Annotated in this window: 10 protein-coding genes; 1 reads left to right on the top strand and 9 read right to left on the bottom strand. The window is 57.8% G+C overall.

All coding sequences use genetic code 11. The features are described from left to right. Positions 1–52 precede the first annotated feature (52 nt). Together GIW69_RS03845 and GIW69_RS03840 are read right to left on the bottom strand one after the other, a co-directional pair. Positions 53–3727 carry a hypothetical protein gene (locus GIW69_RS03845; protein WP_236480804.1) on the bottom strand — a complete coding sequence of 1225 codons (3675 nt, stop codon included), beginning with the start codon at positions 3725–3727 and terminating at the stop codon, positions 53–55. 229 nt (positions 3728–3956) lie between these two features. Beyond that, the gene (locus GIW69_RS03840; protein WP_236480803.1) at positions 3957–4790 is read right to left on the bottom strand and encodes an AraC family transcriptional regulator; all 834 of its coding nucleotides are present in this window, start codon (positions 4788–4790) and stop codon (positions 3957–3959) included. A 247-nt stretch (positions 4791–5037) separates the two neighbouring features. Here GIW69_RS03840 and GIW69_RS03835 point away from each other — a divergent pair, with 247 nt between their 5' ends. Beyond that, the gene (locus GIW69_RS03835) at positions 5038–6003 is read left to right on the top strand and encodes a sensor domain-containing diguanylate cyclase (RefSeq protein WP_236480802.1); all 966 of its coding nucleotides are present in this window, start codon (positions 5038–5040) and stop codon (positions 6001–6003) included. Between the two features lie 70 nt (positions 6004–6073). Here GIW69_RS03835 and GIW69_RS03830 read toward each other — a convergent pair whose 3' ends face one another. The 7 genes from GIW69_RS03830 to GIW69_RS03800 all read right to left on the bottom strand — a co-directional run bounded on the left by GIW69_RS03830 (position 6074) and on the right by GIW69_RS03800 (position 14919). Further along, entirely contained in the window at positions 6074–6499 is a 426-nt protein-coding gene (locus tag GIW69_RS03830; RefSeq protein WP_236480801.1) for a VOC family protein, read from the bottom strand. 224 nt (positions 6500–6723) lie between these two features. Further along, on the bottom strand, positions 6724–7518 hold the full coding sequence (gene fabI / locus GIW69_RS03825) for an enoyl-ACP reductase FabI (protein ID WP_007910591.1): 795 nt from the start codon (positions 7516–7518) through the stop codon (positions 6724–6726). Between the two features lie 19 nt (positions 7519–7537). Next, complete coding sequence (locus tag GIW69_RS03820) at positions 7538–9148, bottom strand: ABC transporter ATP-binding protein (RefSeq protein WP_236480800.1); 1611 nt, start codon at positions 9146–9148, stop codon at positions 7538–7540. A gap of 1 nt (position 9149) precedes the next feature. Next, positions 9150–10169: an ABC transporter permease gene (locus GIW69_RS03815; protein WP_236480799.1), complete on the bottom strand. Its 1020-nt coding sequence runs from the start codon at positions 10167–10169 to the stop codon at positions 9150–9152. Between the two features lies 1 nt (position 10170). Beyond that, complete coding sequence (locus GIW69_RS03810) at positions 10171–11244, bottom strand: microcin C ABC transporter permease YejB (RefSeq protein ID WP_236480798.1); 1074 nt, start codon at positions 11242–11244, stop codon at positions 10171–10173. A 4-nt stretch (positions 11245–11248) separates the two neighbouring features. After that, on the bottom strand, positions 11249–13090 hold the full coding sequence (locus GIW69_RS03805) for an extracellular solute-binding protein (RefSeq protein WP_236480797.1): 1842 nt from the start codon (positions 13088–13090) through the stop codon (positions 11249–11251). Further along, positions 13087–14919: an extracellular solute-binding protein gene (locus tag GIW69_RS03800; protein WP_236480796.1), complete on the bottom strand. Its 1833-nt coding sequence runs from the start codon at positions 14917–14919 to the stop codon at positions 13087–13089. Before GIW69_RS03800 ends, GIW69_RS03805 begins: the two co-directional genes overlap by 4 nt. Between the last annotated feature and the right edge of the window lie 83 nt (positions 14920–15002).

The following is a 15002-nucleotide window of genomic DNA, read 5'->3' as shown; positions in this document are numbered from 1 at the left end:
AAACAAACCGTACCCGGCAGGGTACGGCGGGTCTTTAGTTGAACAAGCAGCGTCAGAAAATGCCGTTCAGTTCTCTGAATACATGTTTCGGCATGGGGGTGAACCGATTGCCTCGCAATTGACTGATGGAATACAACGCACTGGCGGTACGACCATTGCCGTCGCCAAAGCCCTGGAAGCCTACAATCGCAGCCAGTATGTGTTTGTCGAAGTGCGGGTGATTGATATCAAGAATTTTTAGATGCTGCTCCAGCAAGGCGAAACCGGTAATGCTGCTTCCATGTTTTCCCTCCCCACCTGCGTCGCGAATCCGGTCGACAATATCACTCGGCACCAGGCGTCTGCGAATTTCGCGGATCACGGCTGGATCAGTGAGCGATGCGCTATTGCTGGCATACTCGCTCAACAACGCAACGATATTATCGAAGTCCTTGGCCGTAGCGTCCGATGAGCCGTTGACCATCCAGGCCGCTGCACGCTGGGTGGGGTCGGTATAGCCCTGCGGGTTGAACGCTGACTCCGGCATGACGTCGCTAAAAGGTGCTGCCCCCAAGTCTTTCTTCAATACATTTTGCTGATAGGTTTTCATGTAATTGGATTTTTTGAGTTCGATGTAGCCGATGCTCTCCAGCATTTCCGCATAGTAGCTTGGCGTATAGACTGGATCACCGAGGTGAATCGGATGGCCCTGAATGAAAGAGTCGAGAATCTCATCAAGTGCGGGGCGGCCAATGACCTTCTCCAGATCCTGCAGCTTTGTTGAATTGAGTGCGGCTTGTTTGATGGCACTGTTTGTCAACTGACGTAGTTCAATGTCGCTGGCGCCCTTGGGCAGCGCAAAGTTCTTTTCACTGAGGCGTGCCAAAACCTGTTCAACCGTGGTGATACTGTCGCTCTTGAACAGGGCTCGGGCATGAGCCACCGGGTCGAGCGACATGCGGATCTGTGAAGCCGATCCCGTGTGATCAAGCGCCTTGAGCAAGTCGTAACTGTTCGAACCGGTAAGGTAGCGCAACTGCTGCCTTGCTTGACGGGATGCAGAGAGCGCATGTCCGCTGAGTTTAGAAACCCCACGGCCAATCAACTTTCCCCCACCCTTGAGCAGTTTCGGCAGGCCATCGAGCGGATTGAACAATGAAAGTGCCGTCCCGGCCAGTACGCGGGAGGCGGAAAGCACCTTGGTGGCCAACGCTGCCGCTTTGGTACTCACCGCAGCGATTTTTCCGGGGATGGCGGCGATGGTCAGAGCCAGCACCGCAGCATCGACAATGCAGTCGACAATCGCGCCTTGCTGCCGCTTGGAATCCCCGGAGGCCAGGCCTTCAACACACTCCTTGAAGGGAATGTTCAGATTCAGAATGGTGTTGAAAATGGCATCGTTTTTTTCAATCGCCCGTTCCCGTTCGGTCTGATCCATTCCCAATTGATACAGTTCGCTTTCCGTAAAGTAAGGATTTTCCTCGCCGATCAGTCTGGCCAGCTCCTCTTTGCGCCGTGAGCGAAAGAACGGAGCAGGGTAGGCGGGATCAACGGCTTCGTTATTGGACTTGAACTCGCCAATCTTGCGAATGAACAGTTTCGAATTGATATTCGCCCGAGGGCCCGCGTTTTGCAGGTAAGCCGTTACATCGAGGGGGACGCCTTCGAGTTTTGCCTTGTCGGTGAACGTTGTTTCCTGTCCGCCAAAGTCTTCCGACACCAACGGACGAAACACGTCTGCAAGTTTGGGGTTGTAGCGGCATTCCATCCTGAGTGGGAACAGTTCGAAACAGCGAAGCTTGTTATACACCTGCGCACAGATGATGACGCCATAGCGACCGGTTTCGCCAGGTAGGGGTGTTTCAGGTCGAATAATCCCGGGGCGGCCGGGCGCTGTTTCAAAACGAGTGGTTGTGTATTCCTGGACGCTATAGATTCCCAGCGCGCCGTGTTCGATATACGCCGCCATGTACGGGTGCAGTTGTGAAAGTGCGATTTCGATGTTGTCTGAAAGGGCATCGATGATCTGCGTGAAATGCTTGTAAACCACCGGCTCGTACAACTCGTTGATCGGAAGCAATTGCGACAGTGCTGGAAATGATGCGTAGAGGCTGGTGCCTCTGGCTCGGTCCCAATCCTGCGAATGAAGTTCGTCACCCATGTAAAGGTCAACAATGGAGACTTTACGGCCGGCGGCGCCTCCGGTTCCTCGATGCTTGACCAACAACTCATCCGGATCGCAATCCGGTACGGTGGATTTCAATGCTTCGAGTGCAAGAGGTTTGCGGTGAGGCAACGCCTTACCGAAGGCTTGTGCCGCGCCAAGTATCTGATCGAGGTAGCGTTTGTATTCTTCGGCGGCCCGACTGACAGCGGCTTCGCTCAGATTATTGTCGGCATCCCGGGTGATGATTTCGTTCATCAGTGCCCAGTTGATGACAGGGTCGACCGAATGAATCGCATGCAGGGAACTGAGTTGCGGCGTTGCTTTCGCCGATTGTGCGAAACCGAGCAAGTGCGAGTAACTCATCTTGCGTGTTACGCCTGGAATCAGCGCTTCTGCAAAATGCACGGCTTGGGTACCGACCACCCAGGCCGGTGTTCCCATCATCAGTTCGGACGGCCAATCGGCAAACCGGTATTGAGGTGCCATACCGCCCAGCACGAGTTCGGCAACCAGTGGTGCGAGCAATTGGTCGAGCTTCAGCGCGGTGATCAGGTGCTCTTCAAGTTGCTCACGAACCCAGGATGGATGGCGGGTAAAGAACCGCTTTGAATAGAGGTCGAAACCCGCAAACGTTGTGTTGTCGCTGTCGATGAATAGATCCAGATCTAGCAACATGGCTGCGATGAGCACTTGCTCGACCAACTCACGGGCCGGTTTGCCTTGCGCTGTCTTGTCATGCCAGCCCAGAGCAATGAGATAAGCGTCAGCGCTCTCTGACGACCAGACCGCCGTATCGATGAGTTTTTGCAGGCGGTAATCCAGGCTGGTGGCCAACGCGTCGGCAGACGTATTTTCCAGTATCAAATGCACGCCGAAGTGTTCTACCAGCGAACTTTCGCCGCCAGTCAGCGTATTCGTTATCTTTTGGATAACAACGCGTTGTTCCTCATCCAGGCAGAACGGTGAGTCAATTGGCGCATCCAGTAATTGCCAGTAATTTCCATACTGTGGACTTTCAGGCAACGCCGCGAAGTTGAGCAAGTCGATCAGGCTTCGGCTGTCTTCTTCATTGTCCGGTTGCGTCAGCCTCTGAAAACCCAGCCACTGGCCGATCATTATCCGTTCGCCGGTAACAATCCATCCGCCCGACAGGCGTGCCATGTTGGCTAGCAGACGCAAGTCATTGTTTAAATCCGTCAGCCCGGCAACGCTGGCCGTGATGTCCTTGGGCGAAACGAATAAAGTCCCTGATCCGTTGGCATCGCCGATCAGGTTTTGATAGGAAAAATAGAGATGACTCTGTTCGTCAACGAGGAAAAGAGCATCATCAGGAATCTTCAGTTTTTCACGAATGTTGGTGAAGACGGAATGTTTGACCAGTATCGACAAATAGATGTTTGCCGAGCGATGAAGCTGGCTAAACCCGGTGCCGTTCACACAGGGCGCGAGTATCTTGTTCCAGGCCCAGCCCAAATCATTACGGGCGTAGGGATTGTCAATGAACTGAGTGATGGCGGTTGCAATGAACTTCTTTTGGAGTTCGTCTGCCGAGTTGGCGGTGATGAGATCTGGAGATTGCATATAAGAAGTTCCGTCTTCGTTGTTGAATAAATACGTGGCCGTGAAAGTCAGGCTGATATTCAGCGACGGCGATAGTACGTTGATCCGTTTGACGAAGTGGCTGTTTTATATATGACGTTATATGTAATGGTGGAAAAATAAACGCGTGGCTGCCGTAAATGCGCTGAATGTCGAGTATCAACTTTTGCGACATTTCTTTACAGGTGAGGCGGGTGCTGGCAATCAACACTCAGGCGCGATATTGCCCCGGTGTCGCCGCCAGATACTGTTTGAATGTCCGTTGAAAATGCGCCTGGTCGGCGAACCCCGCTTCCAGCGCCACGTCGGCAATCAACTGGCCATCACGCAGGCGTGTGCGGGCGAACTGAATGCGCTGATTGACCAGAAAGGCATGGGGCGTCATGCCGAAATGCTGTCTGAAAGCGCGGATCAGGTACGAGGGTGATAGCTGCGCTGCGGCGCAAATGTCGTCGAGGACCAGCATTTCGGTGCAGTGTTCGCGAATGAAATCGGCGGCGCGTTCAAGCTTGAAGTTCGGCTCGCGCAGTGGTGGTTCAGGCGAGTTCAGCCGCAGGTGCAGCCCCCCGAAAAACTCCACGGCGGCGCTTTCTTTGCGCAGTACGTCTTGCTGCTCGTCGACCAGCACGCCATATAACTCCGCAAGGTCGCTGAACAGAGCGGCGTCATTCAGATGAGTGGTGGAAAAGCGCCGGAATTCAAGCGCTGCGCTGAGCCCCAATTGATGCTGCAAATCCGTCAACCACGGTGTTTCGACGTAGAGCATCAGGTACGACCACGGTTGATCATCGATCGGATTACACGCATGCACATCGCCCGGGTTCATCAGCACCACGGTGCCCGCCGCGACTTCGAACTGCGATTGCTCATGCACGTACGTGCTGCGCCCGGAAGTGATCGCGCCGATTGAGAAGTGTGCGTGGGAATGGCGGGCATAGCAGACCTCGCGGCCATCGGCGATGGCACGGGCCTCAATGAAAGGCACGGCATCGTCACGCCAGAAGCGTGGGGCTTTTTCAGGGTTCCTGGCGGCAGCATGTTTCATGGTTTCATCCCCGGTAGACCAAGCCGCAGTGTAATGCCCTTGGTCGGCAAAAACCCTGTCTAATCGATAACCCTCCTGTCGAACCCGCCACACGATGCTAAACAGCCGTCGCTGTGATCCTGAACGGGCGTGGTGCAGCGCGATTATTGCCTGCCCGGGCATCATGTCCATCGCCGCCACGACAACGGGGTGTGAGCGTCGATGAATCAGGCTACGCTAACGGGCACCGATGCGAATGGAGTATGTGATGCTGGCCCCGCGCAAACCCGCCAACGAACCTGCCCGAATTCAAGCGTTGCATGGGCTTAACGTCCTCGATTCCGCGCCTGAGGAACGCTTCGACCGGCTCACCCGCCTGGCCAAACGCTTGTTCAATGTGCCAATTGCACTCGTCACCCTGGTGGACAGCGATCGTCAGTGGTTCAAGTCCTGCATCGGCCTGGACGCCAGCGAAACGCCGCGCGATGTGTCCTTCTGTGGGCATGCAATTCTCAAGAACGAACTGTTGCTGGTGCCGGACGCGAGGCAGGACGAGCGCTTCCATGACAATCCGTTGGTCATCGGCGAACCCAAGATCCGCTTCTATGCCGGTTATCCGCTCACTGTCGCCAACGGCAACAAGATGGGCACGCTGTGCCTGATCGACACCAAACCTCGCGAACTCGACGACGAAGAGCGCGGTTTGTTGCGTGACCTGGCCGGGATGGCCGAACAGGAGCTGGTGGCGGTGCAAATGGCGAGCATGGATGAGCTGACGCTGCTGTCCAACCGTCGTGGCTTCAAAATGCTCGCCCAGCATGCGCTCGATGCCTGCGTACGATTGCATCGTCCGGCAACGCTACTGTTTTTCGACCTCAACGATTTCAAGCAGATCAACGACCTGTACGGCCACGCCGAAGGCGACGGCGCGCTGAAGACCTTCGCCGATGTGTTGCGCATCGCGTTTCGCGAAAGTGACGTGGTCGGCCGCCTGGGCGGCGATGAATTCGTCGCGTTGTTGACCGGATCCAGCCACGTCGAAACCACCGCGATCATGGCCCGGCTCAAGGAAATCCTCGAGGAGCGCAATGCGAGGTTGCAACGGGGTTACGACATCCGCTTCAGCGTCGGCCAGATCGAGTACGACGCGAAGCGGCATGACACGGTCGATCGCCTCCTGGCCGACGCGGACGGCGCGATGTATGCGCATAAACAAGCCTTGAAACGCCGCTGATTTCGATACACGCAAACCCTGGGTAGGCGCAGTCTTCGGCAGCGCCTACACAGACAAATGCAAGCGCATATCACTTGGCAAACAATTGCCCGATGTCTTTGAATGCCTTGAACTCCAGCGCATTGCCACACGGGTCGAACAGGAACATCGTCGCTTGTTCACCGACCAGCCCTTGAAAACGGATCCCCGGTTCAATCACGAATCTGGTTTCCAGCGACTTCAAACGCTTGGCCAGCGCATGCCACTCATCCATCCCCAACACCACGCCAAAATGCGGCACTGGCACGTCATGGCCATCTACCGCATTGGTGTGCGCGGCCTCCTGGGAGGCATTCTTCGGTGCCAGGTGAATGACCAATTGATGGCCGAAAAAGTTGAAATCGACCCAGTGATCGCTTGAGCGACCTTCTTCGAGGCCAAACACCTCGCGGTAAAAGTGTCGTGCGGCGGCCAGGTCATAAACGGGAATGGCCAGATGGAAAGGACTCAGTTGCATGGCTCAGGTCTCAATCGACGGTGGTTTTGAAGAATCCCCAGCGGATCAGCACCAACGGCTCGCGGCGTATCACTTGTGCCGACAGTTGTTGGGGGCGTTCGAGCGGCGGCTTGATCATGCCGCGTTACAGTCACCGCGAGCAACCGATTCATCCGCTGTTTGCCGATCCTGAACCCATAAAAAAACCCGCCGGCAGCGGCGGGTTTTTATCGGCTAACCGAAGATCACTCTTCGATGTTGCCCATGGCGGTGGTGTTGAAGCCGCCGTCCACGTACATGATTTCGCCGCTGATGCCCGACGCCAGGTCGGAGCACAGGAAGGCGCCGGCGTTGCCGACTTCGTCGATGGTGACGTTGCGACGCAGCGGGGTTTGCGCTTCGTTGGCGGCCAGCATCTTGCGGAAGTTCTTGATGCCGGAAGCGGCGAGGGTGCGGATCGGGCCGGCCGATACGCAGTTGACGCGAGTACCGTCCGGGCCCAGGGAGCCGGCCAGGTAACGCACGCCGGCTTCCAGCGAAGCCTTGGCCATGCCCATCACGTTGTAGTTCGGCATGGTGCGCTCGGCGCCCAGGTACGACAGGGTCAGCAGGCTGCCGTTGCGGCCTTTCATCATTTCGCGGCCAGCCTTGGCCAGAGCCACGAAGCTGTAAGCGCTGATGTCGTGAGCGATGCGGAAGCCGTCACGGGTGGTGGCTTCGGTGAAGTCGCCGTCCAGTTGGTCACCCGGGGCGAAACCAACGGAGTGCACGATGCAGTCCAGGCCGTCCCACTTCTTGCTCAGTGCTTCGAAGACCTTGGCGATTTCTTCATCGCTGGCCACGTCGCACGGGAAGCACAGCTCAGGGCTCGAGCCCCAGCCTTGTGCGAACTCTTCAACACGACCTTTCAGTTTGTCGTTCTGATAAGTGAAGGCAAGCTCAGCGCCCTCGCGATGCATGGCGGCAGCGATGCCGGATGCGATGGACAGCTTGCTGGCGACACCGACGATCAGTACGCGCTTACCGGCGAGAAAACCCATGTGTTGCTCCTCTTTCAGGTTATTGCGCAGTGGCTGGTGCCAAAAAAGCGGCTTCCAGCAACTGCTGTGTATACGGATGTTGGGGGGCGGCAAAAATACTTTGCGCATCTCCCTGTTCGACCACTTGGCCATGCTTGACCACCATCAGCTGGTGGCTCAGCGCTTTGACGACAGCCAGGTCATGGCTGATGAACAAATACGTCAGGTTGTACTTGGCTTGCAGTGAACGCAACAGCTCCACCACTTGCCGCTGAACCGTCCGGTCGAGGGCCGAAGTCGGCTCGTCCAGCAGGATCAGCGCCGGTTTGAGCACTAACGCTCGGGCAATGGCGATTCGCTGGCGCTGCCCACCGGAAAATTCGTGGGGGTAGCGGTTCCGGGTTTCCGGATCCAGGCCTACCTCCTTCAGTGCGGCGATAATCGCCGCCTCGCGTTCGGCGGGAGTGCCGATCCCGTGGATCCGCAGCCCTTCGCCAACGATGTCACTCACACACATCCGCGGGCTCAAACTGCCATACGGATCCTGAAACACCACCTGCATCTCCCGACGCAACGGGCGAACCTCGTTCTGCGTCAGGCAGTCTAGCTGCTTGCCTTCAAAACGGATGCCGCCCTTGCTGCCGATCAAGCGCAAAATCGCCAGGCCGAGGGTGGATTTGCCGGAACCGCTTTCCCCCACAATCCCCAATGTCTGACCCTGGGGCAGGCTGAAATTGATGCCATCCACTGCCTTGACGTGATCCACCGTGCGCTTGAGCAGGCCTTTCTTGATCGGGAACCAGACTTTCAGGTCCTCGACCTCAAGCAGCGGCGGCCCGATTTTATTGCTCGCGGGGCCTCCGCTTGGCTCCGCGCCGAGTAATTCCCGAGTGTACGGATGCTGCGGCGAACGGAACAGCTCTTCGCACGATGCCTGTTCGACGATGCAACCGCGCTGCATGACACATACGCGATGCGCAATTCTTCGCACAAGGTTCAAATCGTGACTGATCAGTAACAACGCCATGCCCAGGCGAGCCTGCAATTCCTTGAGCAAATCGAGGATTTTCAGCTGAACGGTCACGTCCAGCGCGGTGGTCGGTTCGTCGGCGATCAGCAGCTCCGGCTCGTTGGCCAGGGCCATGGCGATCATCACTCGCTGACGCTGGCCGCCGGACAGTTCGTGAGGTAAAGCCTTCAGGCGCTTGTGCGGTTCGGGGATGCCGACCATCTCCAGCAGCTCCAGCGTGCGTTTGGTCGCGACTTTGCCGGACAGGCCCTTGTGGATGCCGAGTACCTCGTTGATCTGCTTCTCGATGGAGTGCAGCGGATTGAGCGAGGTCATCGGCTCCTGAAAGATCATCGCGATCCGGTTGCCTCGGATGTGGCGGAGGGTCTTCTCTTTGAGCTCCAGCAGGTTTTGCCCTGAGTAGTTGATGGTGCCGGCGGGATGGCGAGCGAGCGGGTAGGGCAGCAGGCGCAGGATCGAGTGCGCCGTGACCGATTTGCCCGAGCCGCTTTCGCCGACCAGCGCCAGGGTTTCGCCGCGCTTGATGTCGAAACTGACGCCTTCGACCACTCGCTGTACGCGCTCGCCAACGACGAATTCGACGGCGAGGTCACGCACTTCGATCAGATTATCCTGATTCATTTCACTTCCTCGGGTCGAAGGCATCGCGGGCGGATTCGCCGATGAACACCAAAAGGCTCAACATCAGGGCCAGCACCGCAAACGCGCTCATGCCCAGCCACGGAGCTTGCAGGTTGGATTTGCCTTGCGCCACCAGTTCACCCAGCGACGCACTGCCAGCAGGCAGGCCAAAGCCGAGGAAATCCAGTGCGGTCAACGTGCCGATGGCGCCGGTGAGGATGAACGGCATGAAGGTCATGGTCGAGACCATCGCATTGGGCAAAATGTGCCGGAACATGATCGCGCCGTTCTGCATGCCCAACGCCCGGGCGGCGCGCACGTATTCAAGGTTGCGCCCGCGCAGGAACTCGGCGCGCACTACGTCCACCAGGCTCATCCATGAGAACAGGAGCATGATCCCCAACAGCCACCAGAAATTCGGCTGCACGAAACTGGCCAGAATAATCAGCAGGTACAGCACCGGCAGCCCCGACCAGATCTCCAGGAAACGCTGCCCGGCCAGATCGACCCAGCCGCCATAGAAACCCTGCAAGGCTCCGGCGATCACGCCGATGATTGAACTGGCAATGGTCAGGGTCAGGGCGAACAGCACCGAAATGCGGAAGCCGTAAATCACTCGCGCCAGTACGTCGCGGCCCTGATCATCAGTGCCCAGCCAGTTGTCCGCCGATGGCGGCGCCGGTGCCGGAACCTTCAGGTCGTAGTTGATGCTTTGGTAGCTGAACGGAATCGGCGCCCACAACACCCACGCATCCTTGGCCTTGAGCAGTTCGCGGATGTACGGACTCTTGTAGTTGGCCTCCAATGGGAATTCGCCGCCGAAGGTCGTTTCCGGGTAACGCTTGATCGCCGGGAAATACCAGTTGTTGTCGTAATGCACCACCAGCGGCTTGTCGTTGGCAATCAGTTCGGCGCCGAGGCTCAGGCCGAACAGGATCAGGAACAGCCAGAGCGACCACCAGCCACGCTTGTTGGCCTTGAACAGTTCGAATCGTCGGCGATTGAGGGGGGACAGGTTCATCTCAATGCTCCCGGCTTTCGAAGTCGATGCGCGGATCGACCAGGGTGTAGGTGAGGTCGCCGATCAGCTTCACCACCAGCCCGAGCAGCGTGAAGATGAACAGCGTACCGAACACCACCGGGTAGTCGCGGTTGATCGCGGCTTCGAAACTCATGAGACCCAACCCGTCGAGGGAGAAAATCACTTCGACCAGCAACGAGCCGGTGAAGAAGATGCCGATGAACGCTGACGGGAAACCGGCAATCACCAGCAGCATGGCGTTGCGGAACACGTGACCGTAAAGCACGCGGTGGCGGGTCAGGCCCTTGGCCTTGGCGGTCACTACGTACTGTTTGTTGATCTCGTCGAGGAAGCTGTTTTTGGTCAGCAGGGTCATGGTCGCGAAGTTGCCGATCACCAGTGCCGTCACCGGCAAGGCCAGGTGCCAGAAATAGTCGAGAATCTTGCCGCCCATGCTTAATTCATCGAAGTTGTTCGAGGTCAAACCGCGCAAGGGGAACCAGTCCAGATAACTGCCCCCGGCAAACACCACGATTAACAGAATCGCAAAGAGGAACGCCGGGATCGCATAGCCGATGATGATCGCCGAACTGGTCCAGACATCGAAATGACTGCCGTGCCGGGTGGCTTTGGCGATCCCCAAAGGGATAGAGACCAGGTACATGATCAGCGTGCTCCACAGCCCGAGCGAGACCGACACCGGCAGTTTTTCCTTGATCAGGTCGATGACCTTGGCGTCGCGGAAAAAGCTGTCACCGAAGTCCAGGCGTGCGTAATTCTTGACCATGATCCACAGACGTTCCGGCGCCGACTTGTCGAAGCCGTACATCTTCTCGATTTCCTTCACCAGCGCCGGATCCAGCCCCTGTGCGCCGCGATAGGCCGAGCCCGCCACCGATACTTCGGCACCGCCGCCAGCGATGCGACTGGTGGCGCCTTCGAAGCCTTCGAGCTTGGCGATCATCTGTTCAACCGGCCCGCCGGGCGCGGCCTGAATGATCACAAAGTTGATCAGCAGGATGCCGAACAGGGTCGGGATGATCAGTAGCAGTCGCCGAAAAATGTACGCCAGCATCTGATTACTCCGTGCCCGCAGGAGCGGCCTGCAGTTGGGTTTCGACTTCCTTGGCCGGCGCCGCGTCGGGTTTGATCCACCACGTTGCTATGCCGATGTCATATTTGGCCGAGACCTTGGGATGGCCGATGTGATTCCAGTAGGCCACGCGCCAGGTCTTGATGTGCCAGTTGGGGATCACGTAATACCCCCATTGCAGCACCCGGTCGAGGGCGCGCGCGTGGGCCACCAGGCTTTGCCGCGAATCGGCGTTGATCAGGCTTTCCACCAAATGATCGACGACCGGGTCTTTCAGGCCCATGGAGTTGCGGCTGCTGGCTTTGTCGGCAGCGGCGCTCATCCAGAACTCACGCTGCTCGTTGCCCGGCGAATTAGACTGCGGAAAGCCGCCGACGATCATGTCGAAGTCCCGGGAGCGCACGCGGTTGATGTATTGAGAGACGTCGACCCGGCGGATTACCAGATCAATCCCGAGGTCGGCGAGGTTGCGCTTGAACGGCAGCAGCACACGTTCGAACTCGGTCTGTGCGAGCAGGAACTCCAGGCTCACCGGTTTGCCGGTGGCGTCGACCATTTTGTCGTCGACGATCTTCCACCCGGCCTCTTGCAGTAATTGATAGGCCTCGCGTTGCTGGCTGCGGATCATGCCGCTGGCGTCGGTTTTCGGGTTCTCGAAAGCTTCGCTGAATACCTGAGCCGGCAGTTGTTTGCGGAACGGGTCGAGGATTGCCCGTTGCTCGGCATCCGGCAGACCCGTGGCGGCCATTTCCGAGTTTTCGAAATAGCTGCGAGTGCGTGCATAGGCACCGTTGAACAGTTGCTTGTTGGTCCACTCGAAATCCAGCAACAGGCTCAAGGCCCGGCGCACCCGCACATCCTGAAATACCGGGCGGCGCAGGTTGAAGACGAATCCCTGCATACCGGTCGGGTTGCCGTTGGCAATCTGTTCCTTGATCAACCGGCCCTCGGTCACAGCCGGAATGTTGTAGGCGTTGGCCCAGTTCTTCGCGGTCATTTCCAGCCAGTAGTCGAACTGGCCGGCCTTCAAGGCTTCCAGTGCGACGGTGTTGTCGCGGTAATAATCGGTGGTCATTACGTCGAAGTTATAAAAGCCACGGTTGACCGGCAGATCCTTGCCCCAGTAGTCCTTGACCCGTTCGTATCGCACGGAACGCCCGGCCTTCACGTCAGTGACTTTGTACGGCCCGCTGCCGAGAGGGATTTCCAGATTGCCTTTGGTGAAATCCCGATTGGCCCACCAGTGTTTCGGCAGCACCGGCAACTGGCCGAGAATCAATGGCAGCTCACGGTTGTTGCTGTGTTTGAACTTGAACAGCACCTTGAGCGGATCTTCGGCAATGACTTCTGCGACGTCGGCGTAGTACCCGCGAAACATTGGCGCACCGTCTTTGATCAGGGTCTGGAAGCTGAATACCACGTCTTCGGCGCGAATCGGGTGACCATCCTGAAAACGAGCTTCGGGGCGCAGATAGAAGCGTACCCAACTGTTGTCCGGGGCTTTTTCGATCTTGCCGGCGATCAAGCCGTATTCGGTGAACGGTTCATCGAGACTCTGTTTGGCCAAGGTGTCGTAAATCATGCCGACATCTTCCGCCGGTACGCCCTTGCTGATGAACGGGTTGAGGCTGTCGAAGCCGCCGAAACCGGCCTGACGGAAAGTCCCGCCCTTCGGCGCATCGGGGTTCACGTAATCGAAATGCTTGAAATTGGCCGGGTATTTCGGCGGCTCGTTGTACAGGGTCAGGGCGTGTTGCGGGGCGGCGCAGGCCAGCCCGGCGAACAACAGGCCGCCGGCCAGCACGAGCAGGGTACGGATGGCGTTCATCGATCTTTCTCCGAAGATTTCAGCCACCACGCGCTCAGGCCCAGGGTGTAGGGCGGCGTGGTGACGAAGGCGAACCGGTTGCGGTAAGCCAGACGGTGATAATTGAGGTACCAGTTGGGAATGATGTAATGCTGCCAGAGCAGCACGCGATCCAGTGCCTTGCCGGCGGCGACCTGTTCATCGCGAGTGCGCGCGGCAATCAATTGCTCAAGCAGGTGATCGACCACGGGGTTGGCAATGCCTGCGTAATTCTTGCTGCCCTTGACGCCGACCTGGCTGGAATGGAAGTACTGCCATTGTTCGAGGCCCGGGCTGAGGGTCTGGCTCAGTGTCATGAGGATCATGTCGAAATCGAACTGATCCAGTCTTTGTTTGTACTGGGCGCGATCAACCGTGCGCAGCCCCGCGTCGATGCCGATGCTCCTGAGGTTTTCGATGTAGGGCTGAAGGAGGCGCTCCAGGTTTGGATTGACTAACAGCAACTCGAAGCGCAGCGGCTGGCCGGCGGCATTTTGCAAGCGCTGGCCGTTGAGCTTCCAGCCAGCATCGGCCAGCAGCGTCAGCGCCTTGCGCAGAGTCTCCCGAGGAATGCCGCGCCCGTCGGTGCGGGGCAAGGTGAACGGCTCAGTGAGCAGCCGCGCCGGCAGTTGATCCTTGTAGGGCTTGAGCATCAGCCATTCGTGTCCGAAAGGCAGGCCGCTGGCGGCAAATTCGCTGTTGGGGTAATAGCTCGTCGTGCGTTGGTAGGCATCGCTGAATAACGTGCGGTTGGTCCACTCGAAATCGAACATCAGGCCCATGGCTTCACGCACCTTGACGTCGGCGAAGATCGCCCGCCGGGTGTTCATGAACAGCCCCTGGCTTTGGGTCGGGATCTGGTGCGGAATTTGCGCCTTGATCACATCGCCCCGGCGAATGGCCGGAAAGTTGTAGCCGTTGGCCCAGTTCTTCGCCTGATGTTCGATGTAGATGTCGAACTCGCCGGCCTTGAACGCTTCGAACGCCACATCGCTGTCACGGTAAAATTCGACTTCCATGCGATCAAAATTGTACTTGCCGCGATTGACCGGCAGATCCTTGCCCCAGTAATCCTTCACCCGCTCGAACATCAGCTGCCGCCCGGGCTGAACCGAGGTGATGCGGTACGGGCCGCTGCCCAATGGCGGTTCGAAGGTCGTGGCCTTGAAATCGCGATCTTTCCAGTAATGCTGAGGCAGCACCGGCAACTCGCCCAGGCGCAGGATCAGTAAGGGATTGCCGGCGCGCTTGAAGATGAAGCGGATGCGCCTGGGGTTCAGCACATCGACGCGCAACACTTCCTGCAAATTGGTGCGATATTGCGGATGACCTTCCTTGAGCAGCAGGCGATAGGAAAATGCCACGTCATACGCCGTGATCGGCGTGCCGTCGTGAAAGCGTGCTTCCGGCCGCAGGTTGAACACGACCCAGCTGCGATCGTCGCCGTATTCCACCGATTGAGCGATCAAGCCATAACTGGACGTCGGTTCATCACCGGAAGCCGCGTACTGGCCGGTGCCGACCATCAATGGCTCGTTCAGCTCGTTGATGCCGTACTGCAGGAAATTCGGTGTGGAGACCGGGCTGGAGCCCTTGAAAGTGTAGGGATTTAGCGTATCGAAGGTGCCAAACGCCATCACCCGCAACGTACCGCCCTTGGGCGCTTGCGGGTTGACCCAATCAAAGTGGGTAAATCTGGCCGGGTACTTGAGCGTGCCGAACTGCGCATAACCGTGACTTTCGGTAATCGTTGCGCCAGCGGGAGAGCTCAAGGCCAGGCTGATCAGGAGCAGGAGGAGGGGACGCTTCAAGTCAGATCCGATCCAGGGGCTTGGGCTTGGTGGCCCGTACAGTAACAGCTTGTATGGACAGGAAAAAGACGGAGGTTAATGCG

It is taken from the genome of Pseudomonas syringae, assembly GCF_021605415.1.
Lineage (GTDB): Bacteria > Pseudomonadota > Gammaproteobacteria > Pseudomonadales > Pseudomonadaceae > Aquipseudomonas > Aquipseudomonas syringae_S.
Note: the sequence above shows the minus strand (reverse complement) of the source record. Positions and strands in the feature narration are given on the sequence as shown.

What these genes read in the sequence shown, in the direction of transcription:
- GIW69_RS03820 (WP_236480800.1), bottom strand. Translation starts at nt 9,148, where the DNA reads ATGAATCAGGATAATCTGATCGAAGTGCGTGACCTCGCCGTCGAATTC.
- GIW69_RS03815 (WP_236480799.1), bottom strand. Translation starts at nt 10,169, where the DNA reads ATGAACCTGTCCCCCCTCAATCGCCGACGATTCGAACTGTTCAAGGCC.
- fabI (WP_007910591.1), bottom strand. Translation starts at nt 7,518, where the DNA reads ATGGGTTTTCTCGCCGGTAAGCGCGTACTGATCGTCGGTGTCGCCAGC.
- GIW69_RS03810 (WP_236480798.1), bottom strand. Translation starts at nt 11,244, where the DNA reads ATGCTGGCGTACATTTTTCGGCGACTGCTACTGATCATCCCGACCCTG.
- GIW69_RS03845 (WP_236480804.1), bottom strand. Translation starts at nt 3,727, where the DNA reads ATGCAATCTCCAGATCTCATCACCGCCAACTCGGCAGACGAACTCCAA.
- GIW69_RS03805 (WP_236480797.1), bottom strand. Translation starts at nt 13,090, where the DNA reads ATGAACGCCATCCGTACCCTGCTCGTGCTGGCCGGCGGCCTGTTGTTC.
- GIW69_RS03840 (WP_236480803.1), bottom strand. Translation starts at nt 4,790, where the DNA reads ATGAAACATGCTGCCGCCAGGAACCCTGAAAAAGCCCCACGCTTCTGG.
- GIW69_RS03830 (WP_236480801.1), bottom strand. Translation starts at nt 6,499, where the DNA reads ATGCAACTGAGTCCTTTCCATCTGGCCATTCCCGTTTATGACCTGGCC.
- GIW69_RS03835 (WP_236480802.1), top strand. Translation starts at nt 5,038, where the DNA reads ATGCTGGCCCCGCGCAAACCCGCCAACGAACCTGCCCGAATTCAAGCG.